The sequence below is a fragment of the Paenibacillus sp. MER 99-2 genome (assembly GCF_023714095.1).
Classification (GTDB): domain Bacteria; phylum Bacillota; class Bacilli; order Paenibacillales; family Paenibacillaceae; genus Paenibacillus.
Genome location: NZ_JAMAUZ010000008.1, coordinates 101,802 through 121,180, shown reverse-complemented (window position 1 = coordinate 121,180; position 19,379 = coordinate 101,802). Strand labels below are relative to the sequence as shown.

Genomic DNA, 19,379 nt, shown 5'->3' with positions numbered 1-19,379 from the left:
GTTAAGGACTCACGACAAGCGATATCGCTAGTTGATCCCAACGAATATGTTCTTTTAATCTGCCATTTACCTCTTCCAAGGTAAGGGATTCATACATCGGTAACATGTTGAAAAAGTCCCCTCCACGGAATTGTTGACGCGTAAACTCATGTGCAATGTTCTCTGGGGAATTCAGCATCCGCAGATATCCACCTATTTTCTTTTTGCGAGCCCGTTCAAAATCAGATTGCTCAAACCCCTTTGCCACGATGGCATCAACCTCTTGACGGATTCGAGCGAGCAGCAGATCTGGATCTCTGGTGTCACCACCAATGGCCGAGAAAGCATACTGTGGCGAGCTGTTGTATTCAAATCCAAAACTATCCGAGATCAAATCCTCATCATATAGCTTCTGGAACAGTGGCGTACTGGAGCCAAAGAGTAGATCCATCATTAATTTGGTAGTCATGTCTCGACGCAGCAGCTCTTCACCAGTGAATCCAACCTCTGTTTCCTTGAAACCGAAGAGACATTTAGGCAAGGATACAGCAAGCTTAGCTTCTCGTCTGGCCTCCCCTACTTGCTCTGGTTCATCGTCGAACAAGCGCTCAATCTGTCCCTGGGACTCAAAGTTTTTCTCCGCTTGGTTCGTACGAACTAGTTCCATCACTTCTTCGGGGTCTACTCCACCAACGACGAACAAAAGCATATTACTCGGATGGTAGAAAGAATGGTAACAGTTGTATAACGTTTCCTTCGTGATTCCGCTTATGGATTCAACGGTACCTGCAATGTCGATATGCACAGGATGTTTTTGATACATAGCTTCAATCAAGCCAAAGTAAACACGCCAATCGGGATTATCGGAATACATATTAATTTCTTGGCCGATAATTCCTTTTTCCTTATCTACATTTTGATCTGTAAAATAAGGATTTTGCACAAAATTGATTAATGTTTGTATATTTTCGTTAATATGCTCTGTGGCAGAAAACAAATAAACCGTCTGATCGAAGCTCGTAAATGCGTTTGCCGAAGCACCATTAGACGCAAATGTGGCGAAGATATCCCCCGTCGGTTCTTCAAACATTTTGTGTTCCAAAAAGTGTGCAATGCCATCAGGCACCTTCACCTCTTCTTGTCCCTCAACCCGGAAATGGTTATCGACCGATCCATATTTCGTAGCAAACGTAGCATACGTTTTCTGGAATCCCGGCTTAGGCAGTATATAGACATGCAGTCCATTTTCCATGACTTCGTAATACAGCGTTTCCTGCAAATATTCATATCTTATGCTTTCCACCGGTTATTCCTCCTTCTCATCACGCAAGAAATAAATCGTATCCAGACGGAACTTCTCTGCTGCTTGTTGAACATCAACTTTGCTAATGGACTCCACCTGGCTCAGTAGCTCTTCAACTGTACGATCCTTGCCAGACAATTGGCGATTAAAATCATAGGCGATCATCTCGTATGCAGAATCCTGCATTTCTTTCAAAAGATTGCGAATCATCGCTTTAGTCTGCGACATTTCCAGATCCGTGATCGTTCCACTTCTCATCTCTTCTAACTGCTGTTTAATAATGGTCACAGCCTTCTCGTAATTGGGAATTTCAATCCCTGATTGAATGGTCGCGATCCCCTTATGACCGTCATAACGAGAAGAAGCGTAATAAGCTAAACTTTCTTTTTCACGAACATTAACGAACAATTTTGAATGGGGATACCCGCCCAAAATACCGTTGTACAGCAATGCAGATGCATATTCAGGGTCTCTGTACGTAATCGATGTCCGTAGTCCCATATTCAGTTTACCTTGACTGACGCTCATGCGTTCTACTACTGTGTTGACTTCATTATCTCCTAGAGTAGCCTCTTGTGCATGATAGTCAGCAGACGTTGCTCGTTCCACATTAAAGTGTCGCTCAACCAGGTTCTCCACTTCTTCCAGCGTTGTATCTCCGACCACATATAGATCCATACTTGCATCCTGCAACCACGCTTGATATGAATTTGTCAGACCCTGAGGTTCAATAGTAGAAAGGTCTTTACGTTCACCTAGTGGATGCAGACGGTAAGGCTCATGTTTACACATCTCCTCAATGCTCCGCTCTGCGGCATAACGCATTTTATCATTCACGATGGATTCCAGCTTTTTGCGCACTGTTTCACGCTCAGCTTGTACATATGACGACCTGAAATGCCCATTCTCCTGAGCCGGGCGAGTGAGCACTTCCCCTAGAAAAGCAAAAGAACGATCCAGAAGCTGCTCATCTCCACCTACAAATGAGTCATTAATGGTATCCATTCGAAATTGTACAATCTGATAGTCTCCGCGTTTATATACGTCAAACCCAAATCCAGCACCATACAAATGCTCCAGCTGTTCACGAAACTGCGTTGTTTCAGGATATGATTCTGTTCCCCTACGAAGGACAAAGGGGGTCAAAGCGACCTTTGTGACCGTCTCTTCTTGTAAAGGAACCCCGGCGTAAAGCGATATCGCGAATGTCTTGAAACGTTTCGTAGGCAGTACATGTATACGGAATTGTTTCTGACTTCCTCGTTCAAAGCCTGATGTATTCAACTGTCAAAACCCCTTTACGGCGTCATTTGTTATGCACGATTGAGTTGTGATGCTGAGTGTAGCAAACCATAAGCGTATCAACCATTTTAACCCATTCAAAAGCCAAGAAGCAACCAAAGACACGCCTTCTGGTTGCTTCTTGAGATCGTTCAAAACGTCCATAATTATGGACGTTCTTTCTAAGATCATCACATACAGAAGATGTGCTGACCGATTGTTTTCACCTGAGGGCGAGTCCAGATCCACTTCGATGTAGCTGTCTTCGGATTAAAATAGTACAGACATCCACCCGATGGGTCCCAACCATTCATCGCTTGTTCAACAGCCTTACGCGCTTGCGCATTAGGCTCCAAATAAATCTGACCATCCGCTACCGCGGTAAACGCACCAGGTTGGAAGATAACCCCTGACGGTGTACTAGGAAAGCTCGGGGAGTTCACGCGATTCAAAATAACTGCTGCTACAGCCACTTGACCTTCAAATGGTTCACCCCGCGCTTCTCCATATACGGCATTCGCCATAATTTTAAGCTCATTCTCGGAAAGTCCCATCGTGTTGGCTGAACCCATATCATTCTGTTCTTGATTAGCTGAATCCGTATTGCCTTGATTATTTCCAGCGGGTTGCTTATGCAAAGGAGGCTCGGTTGGTGACCACTTCTTCGTTGCATTGTACAGTTTCAATTTGGTCTTAGCACCAACGACCCCATCTGCCTTCATGCCGAACTCGGACTGAAACCACTTCACGGATTTTAGCGTGCTACTTCCAAAGTTACTGTCAATTTTACCGTTGTAGAATCCTAGATACTTCAACCTGCCTTGTAACTCATATACATCCTGACCATAGCTCCCATACTTGACAGCATTGGTACTAAAGGTGGGCATAGCCGCCTCTTCAGTCTGGGGCTTACTTGGGCTAGTACTTTCAGTTGCAGCATTGTGAGGGAGCAAATAACGAATTCCCAATGCGGACATCAGCAAAATAGCAGTGAAAAGCCATATGTTCATTTTTCGCATCGATTGTGCTCTACCTTTCTCTTGTGGGATTAACAGAATCGCTAAGCTTATTATGACAAGCCTGCCTGTTTCCTATGCACCAATTCTCCCGAGGATTGGACAAGATGCCAACGCATCAAACAAATGAACATATAAAAACCCTCAATCATACCGATTAAGGGTTTCGTCTATCGCCTGTTATAGCCTATAACGCTACGAGCTTATTTTATTTTGCTGGTACTGCTCCAGTGAAATTAATACTTCCCTTGGCTTACTGCCTTCATAAGGGCCGATTACACCTCGGGCTTCCATGGAATCAATCAAACGTGCAGCTCGGGTATATCCAACCCGCATTCGGCGTTGCAATAGAGAGACCGAGGCCTGTTTAGCCTCCAATATAATCTGTACAGCCTGCTCATACAGCTCGTCCTGTACTTCGTCCGCTGCCTGAACCGAGTCATCCACCTCAGGCACGAGCGATTCATCATATTGAGCTTCGCCTTGGCCACGTACATAATTTACAATGTTCTCAACTTCCTCGTCGCTCATAAACGCACCTTGTACCCGTACTGGCTTGGAAGCTCCCATAGGCATGAACAACATATCTCCACGTCCTAACAGCTTCTCCGCACCACCCATATCCAGGATTGTTCGTGAATCGACTTGAGAAGACACGCCGAAGGCAATACGTGACGGAATGTTTGCTTTGATTACCCCTGTAATTACGTCAACGGAAGGACGCTGGGTTGCGATGATCAAATGAATACCCGCAGCACGTGCCATCTGAGCCAATCGAGCAATCGCATCCTCTACATCACCCGCTGCGACCATCATAAGGTCTGCAAGCTCATCTACGATAACGACGATGTAAGGTAAAAATGCTGCTGGATTATCCTTCATCAAGTTGTTATAACCTTCTACATTACGAGTACCCGATTTAGAGAACAGTTCATATCGCTTCTCCATCTCAACTACAATTTTTTTCAAAGCAAGCGACGCCCGTTTGGGATCTGTTACAACAGGAGCCATGAGATGCGGAATACCGTTGTATACGTTCAGCTCGACCATTTTGGGATCGACCATCAGAAACTTCACTTCATCTGGCTTGGCTTTGTACAGAATGCTCGTGATAATGCCGTTAATACATACCGATTTACCCGAACCTGTAGCACCAGCAACAAGCAAATGGGGCATCCGAGCCAAATTACCTATAATGGTCTGACCAGAGATATCGCGTCCAAAAGCAATTGTCACTTTCGATTCAGCATCCTGGAAGGTTGCCGTCTCCATAACTTCTCTCATGGTCACCATAGAAACTTCTCCATTAGGCACTTCAATACCAATAGCAGATTTACCCGGAATCGGTGCTTCCATACGAATGTCCTTAGCTGCCAGAGCTAGTGCAATATCGTCTGTCAAACTCACAATTCTACTGACCTTCACACCGATATCAGGTTGAATCTCATACCTCGTCACCGCAGGTCCCCGGACGACTTCAAGAACCTTAGCCCGAACTCCGAAGCTTTCCAAAGTTGCCTCCAGCTTACGTGCTGTCTGCATATAATCCTTCTGATCCCCACCCTTGCCGTTATTGCTTGGCTTAGAGAGAAGACGGAACGAAGGTAATTTATAAGGCTTCGGTGGCGGTGGTGGTGGCTGAGTAGGCTGTACTTCTTCGTTTCCAATACCTGATGTGGGATCAAGCGGTGTAGAGTCGTTCTCCGCAGCTCCAGCAGCTAGATCGTTATCACCAGCATGAGCCTGCCCAGCACCTCCCTCAGGTACAGACCATTCTTCATCAGAACCAAGTGATTCATCCCTGATCTTAATGGCATGATCACCTTCAATACCAGGATCACTGATATCCGCTGGGAATGGATATGCATCATCCAGATCATCATCCTTGCTTGTATCCTCTGAACGGACATGTTCGAAGAAATCACGGATGATGGGAGCAGAACTAGCTCTAGATGGTACTGCTCCCGCTGGTGTAGGTGTTGACTCCGACGTAGAGCCGGATGCTTCACGCCATGTTTCTTCTACATCCTCTTGAGGCGCTCGATACAAAACCTGTTCTGAAGCAGATACACCATCATGATGCTTGCTCGGTTCAGCATCCGTCTGTTCACGATCTGCCCCCCATTTCCCGAACAATTGGAGGAATATTGGCGTCTTGCGTTTAGGAAGCTGTGTATCTTCTAGATCGTCATCTTCATCATCTTCATAAGTATCTGCCGGGACAGGTACTACTTTACGTTTGTTTCCCGATTTTTTACCTGCCGTAGCAACTCTTGCAGGTCTGGATTCAAACTTTTTGTACATCGTAGTGCCTGCGTCCCACACCTTCGTCCTAAAGATGCGAATCAGATCAACGTAGGAAAGATTCGTAATCAGCATAAAGCTGATAATAAACATGACAATCATAATTAGACGTGCTCCTAAACTGCCAAACAACCATAGGAAAAGAGCAAACTGACCTGCGCCAAGGTATCCGCCACTAATATCCTTGCCCAGCATCGATTCTCGTTCGCCTGGTGCAGGCTGAAGCAACTCAGTCTGCATATCATTATGTACCTGCGTAATTACCGCACCCGGTTCAAGCGCCCCAACGGGAATTAGCTTCTGGTGCATCGCGGAGACTGTACTCATTAAGGTTAACGCGAACACTAGAAGTACTAGTCCCGTCTTGCGCGTAGTCCAACCACTCGGCCACTTCCGGTGAATCATTACCATTAATCCGTAATAAATCCCGATCAGTGGAATTATAAAATAAAATTTGCCCAGCATTAGTCCAAACATCTTGGACAGGGAACGTCCTACTGTTGCCTCACCCGACAGTGCAATGACTGCAAGGGTAATCAGGACAATCCCGTAAATTTCATATTTTAAAACGCCACCAAACGCAGCAGCCTTTTTCTTCTTCTTTTTTCTTCTGGCCAAAATCAGGTCACCCCCAGAAGAATATTATACCATACAAATATAATCCGTACATATGTTCTTTTCTTGCTCTATTTGTCTTATTTCGTCGCGTTATGTTAATTCCTAGTTACCGGAAAGTGGCACCCTGGATCCAGGAGTATTGGAAGCATCCAAATACGCTTCGAGCGGGCAATCAAGCAAACGAATAATGACAGCCTCTGTCTCACTGACAGGCCTAACCTGCATCAACAGGCCGTTTACCTTGACCTCTCGTGTATCCTCAGCCTCTTGCCACATTCCAGACCAGAGCTGTTCAGGAGGCATTACGGTGTACATCGTCATTGCGTATAACCTCCTACCTGCATCGTTTGTTTTTTGTCCCCAATCAATTGATTCAATTGAGCAATGGCTTGTCCAATTCCACCAACAGCATCCATTAACCCATATTTAACAGCATCCGCACTGCCTACCGCAGTTCCAATATCTCGATTAAGCTCACCTGTCTTAAACATCAGTTCCTTGAACATTTCCTCTGAAATATTGGAGTGTGTGGTGACGAAACGTACGACCCGTTCTTGCATCTTCTCCATGTATTCAAACGTCTGAGGCACTCCAATGACTAGTCCGTTCATACGGATCGGATGAATGGTCATCGTTGCACTTCCTGCAATTAACGAATAAGTTGAGGCTACCGCAATAGGAACGCCGATACTGTGACCTCCTCCAATCACGACCGTAACCGTCGGCTTGCTCAGAGAAGCAATCATTTCGGCGATGGCCAGACCCGCTTCAACGTCGCCTCCTACTGTATTCAAAATAATCAATATCCCCTCAATACGTGGGTTTTGCTCAGCCGCAACCAACTGGGGAATAATATGTTCATATTTTGTCGTTTTGTTTTGTGGAGGCAAAATCAGATGCCCTTCCACCTGACCAATAATGGTCATGCAAAAAATATTGGATTCACCTGCAGGTGACTGTGTTTGTCCAAATTGCTGGATGGCCTCCGTGACAGGCGCCATGCCCTTTTCTTCTTTTTCAGGTGTTTCTGGTAGCTCTGTCTCAGGTTGATTCGCTTTAGGCATCTGTCTGTCGTTCATTTCATTATTCATTAGGCTATTCCCCTTCTCCAGTACATTTGATGTATTCCTTAGTATGGGGAATTTTCCAGCCTCCTTATACCCTCCTTGCATTCAAATAGGTATATCACGTTGCAAAAAGAATGTACCCAACACAAAAAAAGCCCCTTCTCTACGAGGAACCGTCCAATATTACTCGTAGAGAAGAGGCGACTGTGTGCCTGAATATATGTTTGTTTGTACGTTTAAACTTCCATGATGATTGGCAAAATCATCGGTCTACGACGAGTTTGCTCATACAAGAAGCGTCCCAGTGCATCTTTGACATTTGTTTTGAGCGAAGCCCATTCGTTTACGTTCTCACTCATTAGCTTCTGCAATGTGCTACTTACAATGCGATTCGCTTCATCAAGCAGTCCTTCAGATTCCCGAACGTATACAAAACCACGGGAGATAATGTCAGGACCAGATACAATTTTGCCATCCTGTTTGCTGAGCGTTACCACAACAACCAGAATACCATCCTGTGATAACAATTTGCGGTCACGAAGTACGATATTACCGACGTCGCCTACACCCAGACCATCGATCAATACGTTACCTGCAGTAACTTTACCTGCTCTACGAGCAGAGCCACCTTGAATTTCTATCACTTCACCGATGTCCGTGATAAAAATGTTATCCGGATCAATGCCTACCGATTCAGCAAGCACTGCATGTCGGCGTTGCATACGGAATTCACCGTGAATTGGCAAGAAGAATTTTGGTTTCATCAGGTTGAGCATCAATTTCAATTCTTCCTGACTACCATGACCGGATACGTGAACGCCACTGTTTGCACCGCTGTAATGCACGTTAGCACCCAGACGGAACAATTCATCAATGGTACGTCCTACATATTTTTCATTACCAGGAACCGGTGTTGCAGCAATGATTACAGTATCACCTGGCAGAATATCTACTTTACGATGCGTTGAACGTGCCATCCGAGTCAGAGCGGACATTGGCTCGCCTTGGCTTCCTGTGCAGAGAATCACAACTCGGTCAGCAGCCATTTTGCCTACTTCTTCCGGTTCGATAATCATACCATCTGGAATCTCAAGATAACCCAGCTCAGAAGCGATCCCCACTACGTTCACCATACTGCGTCCGATAACTGCAACTTTACGTCCAGTCACTTCCGCTGCATTGATGACCTGTTGAATCCGGTGTACGTTCGAAGCGAAGGTTGCTACAACAACACGTTGACTCGCTTTACGGAAAATATCTTCCAGAACGATACCCACATTTTTCTCCGAAGGCGTGAATCCTGGCTTCTCTGCATTTGTACTGTCGGACAAGAGAGCAAGTACGCCATTCGTTCCGATCTGTGCCATACGTTGGAGATCCGCATATTGACCGTTGACTGGTGTGTGGTCAAATTTGAAGTCACCTGTATGAACAACAGCACCTTCTGGTGTTTCCACGCATACACCTACAGAATCCGGAATACTATGGTTAGTGGCGAAGAATGTTGCTTTCAGCACAGAACCCAGTTGAATCTCGGAATCAGCATCGATCAAAATTCGTTTGGTTTCACCCAGCAGATTAGCTTCTTTCAGCTTGTTCTCTACAAGACCGAGGGTAAGTTTTGTTCCGTATACTGGAACGTTCAGATGTTTCAGAACATATGGCAAGCCGCCGATATGATCCTCATGTCCGTGAGTCAAAATAATGCCTCTTACTTTGTCACGATTTTCAGTCAGATAAGAAATGTCAGGAATGACGATATCGATTCCAAGCATATCTTCTTCAGGGAATTTAAGACCAGCATCTACGACAACAATGTCGTTGGCATATTGGATGACGTACATATTTTTACCAATTTCACCTACGCCGCCCAGTGCAAAAATCATCAGTTTATCGTTATTATTTTTCTTAGACAAATGAATCTAAACCTCCTATGGTAGTTGGACGTCGTACCTTATTATTTATTGTAAGTTAAGAAAAGCAGTCCTCACATCTTCAACCTAAATATTAGGTATCAATGTTAATGAACGCCTCTATTCACGATATTTGGAAGAAGTTCTTCGAAGTTATTCCCCTTCACCAACAAGTTGGATTTTTGAAATGATTCCTTCTTAGCCGTTCCTTCCCTTTTCACCGCAAAGCCACATCACCTAACGATGTCGCTTTCAATTTCAAAAAAATACCGCACCCAGTCACTTGACATCATTATACATGATTAAAAACAAAAAAAACAAGTCACTGTGTCGTTATACATAGGTTTCCCTCTGACATTGAATGTGAATCAGCCTAAAATAGGGGAATAAAAAAAGAACCGCCTTCTCATTGAGCAGAAGAACGGTTCTTGATCCATTTAACATTTTGGAAAATATTAATAAAATAATAGTCCTAAGTATTACTCACTCGCTCTAGTTAAACAGCCCGCGAATATACACTTGCTCTTCTTCCGTTGGAGCAATGAGCGGAAGGCGCACTGAACCTACGTTTAACCCACGCATTGTCAGCGCGTATTTCACCGCTACAGGGTTAGGAAGGGGCTGCGGACAATCAAATAGGCCTTTGAAAATTGGAAAGAGCTTCTGATGAATCTTAGCGGCTTGCAGAGGATCTCCTCCAATAAACGAATCAATCATCGTTTTCATTTCTGCACCAATCACATGACTTGCTACACTTACGATGCCGTGGGCACCTACAGCAAGCGCAGGCAATCCAGAAGCATCATCTCCTGTGTACACTCTGAAATTCTCAGGAGCACCTGCAGCGATTAACGTAACGTGCTCTAAGGAGGCACACTCTTTCGTTGCAATAATGTTTGGAATCTGAGCAAGGCGAAGTGTTGTAGCCGCAGTAAGGCTTGCTACTGTACGTCCAGGAACGTTATAGAGCATAACCGGAAGTTTAGTCGAGGCTGCGATGGCCTCAAAATGTTTAAACATCCCTTCCTGACTTGGCTTGTTGTAATAAGGAACCACCAACAATACACCATCAGCACCTACGCGTTCGGCTTCTTGCGTCAGGTGGATCGAATGTGCCGTATTGTTACTTCCCGTGCCGGCGATAATTTTGCAACGGCCAGCAGCATGTTTGACTGTAAACTCGAAAAGTTGTACCTTTTCCGAATCGCTAAGCGTGGGAGACTCCCCTGTCGTTCCAGAAACAACAAGTGTTTCAGACTTTTGTTCTACAATCAGATAGTCAATTAGTCGTGCTGTTTCCTCCCAATGAATCTCTCCTTGATCGTTAAACGGAGTGACCATTGCTGTAATCAATCTTCCAAAGTCCACTTCGATTCCTCCTCAAAACAGGTCTGCTCGGTTCAATTCAGCTTATAAATGAAGTTCGAATGAGGCGTGAAGCGCCCTCAATGCCTGAACCATATCTTCTTTTTTTACAAGTACCCATATGGTGGTGTTGGAATCTGCGGATTGCAGAATCTGAATATCTGCTAGCGTTAATGACTCCACAATTCTAGCCATGATCCCTGGTACACCATTAATGCCTCCACCGATCACTGATACTTTGGCACAACCGGACAAACTTTGGGGTTTGAGACCAATCTCCTGCAAAACTTGAATCGCTTTCTCAGAATCACTGTCAAACACCGTATATACGACTCCCGATGGGGTCACATTAATAAAATCGACACTAATCGAATTCTCAGCCATGGTTTTAAACACCTTAAGCTGTAACCGATCCGCACCGCCTGGAACTTCAACCGCAATCTGAGTTACATTACTTACATAGGCTATACCTGTTACATAACGGTCAATAATGCCTGTCTGTACATCCTGAAATCCTTCGGGATGTGTTACCAGCGTACCTTCACTGTCGGCAAAAGTAGAGCGAACCCGCACCGGAATTTGCGCTTGCATGGCAATCTCTACTGCACGAGGATGGATGACCTTGGCACCATGGTGCGCCATATTACAGATTTCAGCATAACTCACAACAGTCAAAGGACGCGCATCCTCTACGATTCGAGGATCGGCAGTCAATATGCCATTGACATCGGTATAAATATCTACCATCTCCGCACGTAGCGCAGCACCCAATGCTGTAGCCGATGTATCACTTCCACCACGACCCAGCGTAGTAAAGTCTCCATTCTCCGTCTGCCCTTGAAACCCTGTAACAATAACGACACGTCCCTGACCAAGCTGCTCCAGTACACGAACAGGACGGACATCCAAAATCCGGGCATTCCCGAAATTGTCGTCCGTCACAAACCCTGCCTGCGCTCCGGTCAGCACTGTCGTGGATATCCCTTCATGTTCCAGCAAACTGCTCAGTGTGGTTGCCGATATGATTTCACCACAGCACAGCAGTAAATCCTTCTCACGTGCAGATATGGCATTTCCGTTCTGGGCAGTCCAGTCCAGTAATGTATCTGTTGCGTAAGGCTCACCTCGGCGACCCATGGCGGAAACAACAACCACCAAACTTAGGCCTGCTTCAAGCTCACGTTTAATATGACGGAGCACGTGCTCTCTAGCCTGAACGGTAGATAGCGACGTGCCTCCGAATTTCTGTACCATGATGCGCATCTTTATTCCTCCATTTGTGTACGCAAGAAGACTAGACACGGGCCAAATCAACAAATGGATCAACCTAGGGAGCGTCCCGATGCGATAACTTCACCCACTGTATGACATACATGGCATCCCCGTTGGTAGAATGTTTGCACCAGACAATCTACATACGGGTCACGATTGTTACCGCCATAATATGCAAGACCTCTGAACGCATCCCGCTTGCGGTAACCTTTAAGCATCGCAAACAGGAATGCCCTTACACGACAGGAACGCGGACACAGGCTGGTGTTCACACCTGGTTGATCGTCCCCCATGATTTTCTTTGTCTATCGAACCTTATGCATCTCTTCAAGCGTATAACCGTTATCCTTGAACTTGTTCCTCTGCGAAACCGTATCTAACAGCAAACCGTGATTATATAATAAACTACATTAAGCTTGTGGAGAACGCTCAACAATCATCGGCTGCAGCTGTTTACCATCGAGTGCACTCCAGCAAGCTTCCGGAATCAGTTCCATCTTAGCTACTAACGAATTAGGTTTCTTCACCGGATCATCCTGCCCAAACGGCACAAAATACATGTATTTAGCGACAAGCAGTTTGGCAATGTTCGCCGCATTCAGACCAAGACCATCATTCGTAGAAATAGCGAGTACGACAGGACGCTGATTACGCATCTGCGCTTTGGCTGCCATTAGCACTGGACTATCGGTCATTGCATTAGCGAGCTTACTCGTCGTATTCCCTGTGCAAGGAGCGATAACGAGTACATCCAGCAATTTGGAAGGCCCTAACGGTTCCGCCTCAACAATTGTAGAAATAATATCATTACCCGTTATATCTTTCAACTGTTTCTGCCAATTCTGAGCCGTTCCAAAACGTGTATCCGTCGTTAAAACTGAATTGGAAATAATAGGGATCACATTTGCGCCTTCAGCTACGAACCGACTAATGACCGGCATAACCTCTTCAAACGTACAATGAGACCCTGTAATTGCGTAACCTACCGTTTTTCCCTGCCAGTTCATTGTTCAACCTCCCGTGCGTTTTGTTCTTCCAAAAGCAAACGGATCAACGCGTCGGCAATAATGCCGCCAGCCGTTTTGGGAGCAACTATACCGGGGAGGCCAGGCGCAAGAAGCGCCTTCATACCGCGTTTCTCAGCATACCGAAAATCACAGCCCCCAGGGGCAGATGCAAGATCGATAATGACTGCTTTTTGCGGCATTCTGGACAGGATTTGTGCTGTGATTATCATAGTCGGTATCGTATTAAAAAGCAAGTCAACTTCCCCGGTTTGAGCAGCCAAATCCGTTGTCATAAAAGGCTTCCAGCCCATAATTGTCGCGCGAGCAACATCCTCTTCACGCCTAACTCCTACCCGTACATTTGCTCCAAGTCCCTGTAATGTTTTGGCCATGGTAAACCCCGTACGACCCAAACCAAGCACAATACATTCCGACCCGTGGATCGTGAAGTCCGTTTCGCGAATCGCCATAGCGATGGCACCCTCTGCTGTCGGAATAGAGTTATAGAGCGCAATATCATCACGATCCAACACTTCGATCAAGCGCAGGCCATTCTCTTGGCAAACATTACGTAAGAATGGTTTAGCCATGCCTGTAAAGACAATGCAATGCTCCGGCAATGCCGCAACATGCTCCTTTTTTAAAAAGATTGGCAACTCACTGAATGACGTATTCACTTTACCCTGGTCATCACAACCTATTACGGGGAGAACCAATACATCTGCGGAAGCAAATACTTCATCATCCAATTCCTGAAGTTCAATTCCCGGAATTGAGCACTCCAGCTTGTCGAATCCAACCACGGTTATCGTCGCATCCAACTCTGCGCACTTTTGAATGACTTCAAGCTGCCGCGCATCTCCGCCCAGGACTACTATCCGGACACCGGTCAGCATCGGGACGTCACTCCTTTCACCACACGTATGCCTTATCGTATGCAGTTGCCTACATAGGGGTGAAGACACATTAAAAAAAGAGCCATCCCACTGTATCGGGATGACTCTTCCTTATCCGTTCACATGCGCATATCTGGTCATCGCGATCGACTCGACCAAGAATGCATATGTACTTCATTTATTTACCTGTATGACCAAATCCCCCTTCTCCACGAACCGTTTCCGAAAGCTCACTTACTTCAGATAACTCGACTGCAGGTACCGTTTGAAAAACGATTTGAGCAATGCGCTCCCCACGTACAATTGTAAATGGCTCTTGCCCAAGATTAATGAGCAGCACCTTTACTTCTCCACGATAGTCGGCATCAATGGTGCCAGGTGTGTTCAGACACGTAATCCCGTGTTTGAATGCAAGTCCACTACGTGGACGGATCTGTGCTTCAAGTCCTGCAGGCATAGCCATTGCGAGACCTGTTGGAATAAGTGTACGTTGACCCGGTTGCAATGTAACTTCTTCCTGTAATGCGGCTACTACATCAAAACCGGAAGCAAGCTCCGACATTTTTTGTGGCAGCTTAATATCTTCATTGCCCGGTAGCTTTTGAATTTGAACGTAATGCAACAAAATCATCCCTTCTGAGTCCAGCAATAGATCGATCCGAAGCCCCAACCATCGCAAGAGCAAAAGGCTCAGCAAACATCAGGTTTAGTACAGCATCGATATCGTCCATGGTTACTTGTTCAATTTTGGCAATCATTTCATCTAACGTATGATGCCTGCCCAGCATAAGCTCGTTTTTACCGAGACGGTTCATACGACTGCCCGTGCTCTCCAAACTGAGGATTAGACTTCCTTTGAGCTGCTCTTTTCCTTTGCGTAGTTCATCTTCGGACAAACCATGAACTGCCAGGTCATTAAGCACCTCTTTTGTTAGATCCAATACTTCCTTCGTCTGCTTCGGCGCAGTACCTGCATAGATTGTGAAGAGCCCGCTGTCCGCATGAGAGCTATGATAGGAATAGACTGAGTAAGCCAAACCACGTTTCTCCCGAATTTCCTGGAACAGTCTAGAACTCATTCCCCCGCCGATGGCATTGTTCAGCACAACCATAGCGAACTGAAGCGGATCACCAATTTTGCAGCCTGGGAAAGAGATACAGATATGATTCTGTTCGGTTTTTTTCTTGTGGAAGAGCTGTCCACTCTGGAATTTAGGCTCCGTCACTTGCTCGGCAACCCCGTTCACATCGAACTCACCAAAATGCTTTTCCATTAATTCAATGACACTGTCATCAATATTGCCTGCAATACTAATGACGGTATTTTCGATGGTATAGTGCTCCTTCATATATGCACGCAGATGGCTCGAATCCATCGACTTGAGACGTTCTTCCGTACCTAGAATTGGATAAGCCAGCGGATGCTCGCCATAAGCAGCGAGTGCCATAAGATCATGCACCATATCATCTGGTGTATCTTCGTACATCGATATTTCTTCAAGGATGACATTCTTTTCCTTGCTCAGTTCACCCTCATCCATTTTGGAACGGAAAAACATATCAGACAATACGTCTACTGCAATCGGCAGATGTTCGTCCAATACTTTTGCATAATAACAAGTGTATTCTTTTGAAGTAAAGGCATTCACATTACCACCAATAGCATCAAATTGCTCCGCAATCGCTTTTGCATCGTAACGATCCGTTCCCTTGAACAACATATGCTCAATAAAATGAGAAACCCCGTTGCTTGCAAGCTGTTCATTACGCGAACCTGTTTTGACCCATATACCGAAAGACACGGAACGACAGGTCGGAATCTGTTCCATGACAACCCTGAGGCCATTGCCCAGCTGAATTTTTTTCACGGTTGGCCCTCCTACATCTCTATAATTGCCCTGATCTCAATAAAATTAAATTGAAATCGACATTTGGTTCCAACTGTTTGATATTAACAAAAAAACATCGTTCACTCAACCGCCTTAGCCTTCACTCGCTCCGAAGATAAGGTTTCCGTGACCGTACCTAAGGTAAGTCCTTTGGCTCGAATAGATTCGATCATGCCTTTTAACGCGCCTGAGGAAGCAGCCGTTGGGTGCATTAGGATTAAGGTTCCAGCATCCACGTTTTTGGCAATTTTGGCTACAACCGACGCTGAGCTTGGCTTACGCCAGTCCACGGTATCCAGTGTCCATAACACGGTTTGCAAACCCATGCTGGAAGCAATATCTACCGTTTTTTGATTAAAGTCTCCAGATGGGGGTGCAAACCAACGATTTTCTACCCCCAACGTCTTTTGTAATAAATCCTGCGTCTTACTGATCTCCAGCCTTGCCCGTTCTGCACTCAATTGACTCATATTAGGGTGGGAATAGGCATGGTTTGATAACTCATGTCCACGTTTTTGAATCTCTTTTGCAAGTTCCGCATTTTTGCTTAACCAACTACCATCCAAAAAAAAAGTCGCTTTTACCTGCTCTGCATCGAGTGTATCGAGCATCGGGACAATAAATTCATTCCCCCAAGCTACATTGATCATAAAAGAAACCATAGGCTTCTCTGGGTTACCGCGGTATATCGGATGTGCCCCTAGATCCTTGAGACCAATCTCCGGTTCCGTTTGGCGATAAATATACGAAATTTTGGTATTCAGATTTCCTCCAAGCGCCTTTCGATACGTAGCCTCCACATCAATCTCTGTTCCATTATATCCGGGAATTGCTTTCCATACCCGATCTACTTTGGCATTAATTGGAGCAATTTTAGTCTCAGCTGCTTTTTCCCGTATAGCTGTTAACAAAGCATCTTCACCCGTAGCCTCTTTAAACATGTCAAATGCATTTTGAGTTCCCGGTCCATCACGAATCTCCGTGATGTATGTACGAACACTGTCTACTTGTCCGACTAATATAACCGTGATTATACCCGCCAGAACTGCAGCCAGCTTTTTAGACTTTTTTCTCACAGCTCCATCCTCCCGCCGTCTTTGTCCCCATCATATGAGGACAAGGGCAAGAATATGAATAAAACACACGGCTTGCTGTCACTTTTCTTGCAGTTTTCCGTAGATGAAACCTATTTCGGGCGTTAAAAAAAGAGCCAGAAATACAACCTTCTGTCTCTTCATTCAATGAACCTTTATAACTTAACTGTAAACTTAAGATTGAGCCGGAGCTTCTGTCGTCAATACAGCTTTACGTGACAGGTTGATGCGACCTTGTGGGTCAATTTCCGTTACTTTAACCGTAATGGAATCACCAATAGCTACAACATCTTCCACTTTGGCAACACGTTCTGTTGACAGTTGTGAGATGTGTACCAAACCTTCTTTATTCGGAAGAACTTCAACAAATGCACCGAATTTTTCTACACGTTTTACTTTGCCGACATAAATTTCGCCAACCAGTACTTCACGCACGATGCCTTCGATGATTGCCTTCGCTTTATCGTTCATCTCCTGATTAGAGGAAGCAATAAAGACACGTCCATCTTGTTCAATATCAATTTTAACACCGGTTTCTTCGATGATTTTATTGATAATTTTACCACCTGCACCGATAACATCACGGATTTTGTCCGGATTAATGTGCATTGTCGTAATTTTAGGAGCATATTGTGACAACTGCTCACGTGGAGTTTTCATTACTTCAGTCATTTTGCCCAAGATGTGCATACGACCTTCTTTGGCTTGAGCCAATGCTTCAGACAAAATTTGACGATCAATACCATCAATTTTGATGTCCATTTGAATTGCAGTTACACCTTCAGGTGTTCCAGCTACTTTAAAGTCCATATCGCCCAGGTGATCTTCCATACCTTGAATATCGCTCAGGATCGAAACGTGATCGCCGTCTTTGATTAGACCCATAGCGACACCTGCAACTGGAGCTTTGATTGGTACACCAGCATCCATCATCGCGAGTGTGCTCGCACAGATACTTGCTTGTGAAGTGGAACCGTTGGATTCAAGCACTTCAGATACAAGACGAATCGTGTACGGGAAGTCTGTTTCGGAAGGAATTACTTTAGCCAATGCACGTTCACCCAATGCACCATGTCCGATTTCACGACGACCAGGGGCACGCAATGGACGAGCTTCGCCTACGCTGAACGGTGGGAAGTTGTAGTGGTGCATGAAACGTTTAGTTTCTTCCAGACTGATACCATCCAGAATTTGAACATCACCGAGCGCACCAAGCGTACAAATGCTAAGTGCTTGTGTTTGACCACGCGTAAACAGACCAGAACCATGTGTACGTGGCAACAGGGATGTGTCACACTCAATTGGACGAATCTCAGCCAGGCCACGGCCATCCGGACGAACCTTATCATGCGTAATGAGGCGACGTACTTCTTCTTTTACGATATCGTGAAGCACTTCTTTTACATCTTTGAGCAGTTCAGGTGTTTCGATGTATTTCTCTTCAAAGTGAGCAACCGTTTCGTCATTCACTACATCAATTGCATCCTGACGAGCATGCTTCTCCGCAATTTTAACGGCTTCAACGAGACGTGCACTCGCAAATTCACGAACACTGCTATTTACATCAGCGTTAACTGCATGCAGTTTCACAGCCATTTTTTCTTTGCCAGCTACTGCTACCAGCTGTTCTATCACAGCTACAATGTTTTTGATCTCATCATGACCAAACATGATTGCTTCCAGCATGATTTCTTCTGGCACTTCGTTAGCTTCAGCTTCGACCATCATAATGGCATCTTTGGTTCCAGCTACCACAAGCTCGATCTCACTTACTTCAAGCTGTGCAATTGTTGGGTTAATGATGAACTCGCCATCAATACGTCCCACTTTTACACCACCGATTGGCCCGCTGAATGGAACATCTGAAATGCTCAATGCAGCCGACGTACCGATCATCGCAGCAATTTGTGGTTCACAGTCCTGATCAACACTCATAACGATGTTGAGAACTTGAACATCATTACGGAAGCCTTCTGGGAACAATGGACGAATCGGACGGTCAGTCAGACGGCTGGAAAGAATAGCCTTTTCACTCGGTCTGCCTTCACGTTTGATGAATCCCCCTGGAATCTTACCTACAGCGTACAATCTCTCTTCATAGTTAACCGTCAATGGGAAAAAGTCTAAATCTTTTGGTTCGCTGGATGCTGTAACGGTACACAATACAACGGTATCTCCGTACGTCACCTTAACCGCAGCGTTAGCTTGTTTAGCCAAACGACCTGTTTCAAGCACAAGCGTTCTTCCACCAAGTTGCATTTCTACACGCTTTTCCATGAAATCCCTCCTTTTAATCGTTCCTAACACAATGGATTCTGCATCTTCACAGTATTTCCTGCTTGTCCAACATTCATTAGCATCGGCAGGTTTCAACA

Annotated in this window: 16 protein-coding genes; all 16 read right to left on the bottom strand. The window is 45.3% G+C overall.

The window, feature by feature from the left end; translation table 11 throughout:
• Window position 1: 1 nt before the first annotated feature.
• Window positions 2–1,282, bottom strand: coding sequence for an EF-P 5-aminopentanol modification-associated protein YfmH (gene yfmH / locus M3636_RS24270; protein WP_251384280.1), 1,281 nt, complete (start codon window positions 1,280–1,282; stop codon window positions 2–4).
• A 3-nt stretch (window positions 1,283–1,285) separates the two neighbouring features.
• Window positions 1,286–2,566, bottom strand: a complete 1,281-nt coding sequence (gene yfmF / locus M3636_RS24265; RefSeq protein ID WP_251384279.1) for an EF-P 5-aminopentanol modification-associated protein YfmF — start codon at window positions 2,564–2,566, stop codon at window positions 1,286–1,288.
• A 188-nt stretch (window positions 2,567–2,754) separates the two neighbouring features.
• The gene (sleB, locus tag M3636_RS24260) at window positions 2,755–3,582 is read right to left on the bottom strand and encodes a spore cortex-lytic enzyme (RefSeq protein WP_145408805.1); all 828 of its coding nucleotides are present in this window, start codon (window positions 3,580–3,582) and stop codon (window positions 2,755–2,757) included.
• 192 nt (window positions 3,583–3,774) lie between these two features.
• Window positions 3,775–6,501, bottom strand: coding sequence for an FtsK/SpoIIIE family DNA translocase (locus tag M3636_RS24255; RefSeq protein ID WP_251384278.1), 2,727 nt, complete (start codon window positions 6,499–6,501; stop codon window positions 3,775–3,777).
• Window positions 6,502–6,603: 102 nt separating this feature from the next.
• Entirely contained in the window at window positions 6,604–6,822 is a 219-nt protein-coding gene (locus M3636_RS24250) for a YlzJ-like family protein (RefSeq protein WP_128101441.1), read from the bottom strand.
• The gene (locus M3636_RS24245) at window positions 6,819–7,592 is read right to left on the bottom strand and encodes a ClpP family protease (RefSeq protein WP_285859207.1); all 774 of its coding nucleotides are present in this window, start codon (window positions 7,590–7,592) and stop codon (window positions 6,819–6,821) included. The genes M3636_RS24250 and M3636_RS24245 overlap by 4 nt, the downstream gene beginning before the upstream one ends.
• Before the next feature lie 212 nt (window positions 7,593–7,804).
• Window positions 7,805–9,484 (bottom strand): ribonuclease J, encoded by a 1,680-nt coding sequence (locus M3636_RS24240; protein WP_056700691.1) that lies wholly within the window; start codon window positions 9,482–9,484, stop codon window positions 7,805–7,807.
• 489 nt (window positions 9,485–9,973) lie between these two features.
• The gene (gene dapA / locus M3636_RS24235; protein ID WP_128101440.1) at window positions 9,974–10,849 is read right to left on the bottom strand and encodes a 4-hydroxy-tetrahydrodipicolinate synthase; all 876 of its coding nucleotides are present in this window, start codon (window positions 10,847–10,849) and stop codon (window positions 9,974–9,976) included.
• A 42-nt stretch (window positions 10,850–10,891) separates the two neighbouring features.
• Window positions 10,892–12,109 carry an aspartate kinase gene (gene dapG, locus M3636_RS24230; RefSeq protein WP_128101439.1) on the bottom strand — a complete coding sequence of 406 codons (1,218 nt, stop codon included), beginning with the start codon at window positions 12,107–12,109 and terminating at the stop codon, window positions 10,892–10,894.
• A 59-nt stretch (window positions 12,110–12,168) separates the two neighbouring features.
• The gene (locus M3636_RS24225; protein WP_251384277.1) at window positions 12,169–12,411 is read right to left on the bottom strand and encodes a hypothetical protein; all 243 of its coding nucleotides are present in this window, start codon (window positions 12,409–12,411) and stop codon (window positions 12,169–12,171) included.
• Between the two features lie 117 nt (window positions 12,412–12,528).
• Window positions 12,529–13,125 (bottom strand): dipicolinate synthase subunit B, encoded by a 597-nt coding sequence (locus M3636_RS24220; protein WP_145408808.1) that lies wholly within the window; start codon window positions 13,123–13,125, stop codon window positions 12,529–12,531.
• The gene (gene dpsA, locus M3636_RS24215; protein ID WP_251384276.1) at window positions 13,122–14,021 is read right to left on the bottom strand and encodes a dipicolinate synthase subunit DpsA; all 900 of its coding nucleotides are present in this window, start codon (window positions 14,019–14,021) and stop codon (window positions 13,122–13,124) included. The genes M3636_RS24220 and dpsA overlap by 4 nt, the downstream gene beginning before the upstream one ends.
• Before the next feature lie 178 nt (window positions 14,022–14,199).
• Window positions 14,200–14,646: a dUTP diphosphatase gene (dut, locus tag M3636_RS24210; protein WP_251384275.1), complete on the bottom strand. Its 447-nt coding sequence runs from the start codon at window positions 14,644–14,646 to the stop codon at window positions 14,200–14,202.
• A complete protein-coding gene (locus tag M3636_RS24205) occupies window positions 14,606–15,889 on the bottom strand; it encodes a M16 family metallopeptidase (RefSeq protein ID WP_251384274.1) in 1,284 nt (427 codons plus the stop codon). Before M3636_RS24205 ends, dut begins: the two co-directional genes overlap by 41 nt.
• A gap of 101 nt (window positions 15,890–15,990) precedes the next feature.
• Entirely contained in the window at window positions 15,991–16,986 is a 996-nt protein-coding gene (locus M3636_RS24200; RefSeq protein WP_251384273.1) for a polysaccharide deacetylase family protein, read from the bottom strand.
• Window positions 16,987–17,178: 192 nt separating this feature from the next.
• On the bottom strand, window positions 17,179–19,281 hold the full coding sequence (gene pnp, locus M3636_RS24195; RefSeq protein WP_128101435.1) for a polyribonucleotide nucleotidyltransferase: 2,103 nt from the start codon (window positions 19,279–19,281) through the stop codon (window positions 17,179–17,181).
• Between the last annotated feature and the right edge of the window lie 98 nt (window positions 19,282–19,379).

Bases quoted from the DNA above. Each gene is read 5' to 3' on its own strand.
- M3636_RS24250 (WP_128101441.1), bottom strand. From the start codon at position 6,822: ATGACGATGTACACCGTAATGCCTCCTGAACAGCTCTGGTCTGGAATG.
- sleB (WP_145408805.1), bottom strand. From the start codon at position 3,582: ATGCGAAAAATGAACATATGGCTTTTCACTGCTATTTTGCTGATGTCC.
- M3636_RS24225 (WP_251384277.1), bottom strand. From the start codon at position 12,411: ATGGGGGACGATCAACCAGGTGTGAACACCAGCCTGTGTCCGCGTTCC.
- M3636_RS24245 (WP_285859207.1), bottom strand. From the start codon at position 7,592: ATGAATAATGAAATGAACGACAGACAGATGCCTAAAGCGAATCAACCT.
- dpsA (WP_251384276.1), bottom strand. From the start codon at position 14,021: ATGCTGACCGGTGTCCGGATAGTAGTCCTGGGCGGAGATGCGCGGCAG.
- M3636_RS24220 (WP_145408808.1), bottom strand. From the start codon at position 13,125: ATGAACTGGCAGGGAAAAACGGTAGGTTACGCAATTACAGGGTCTCAT.
- dapG (WP_128101439.1), bottom strand. From the start codon at position 12,109: ATGCGCATCATGGTACAGAAATTCGGAGGCACGTCGCTATCTACCGTT.
- pnp (WP_128101435.1), bottom strand. From the start codon at position 19,281: ATGGAAAAGCGTGTAGAAATGCAACTTGGTGGAAGAACGCTTGTGCTT.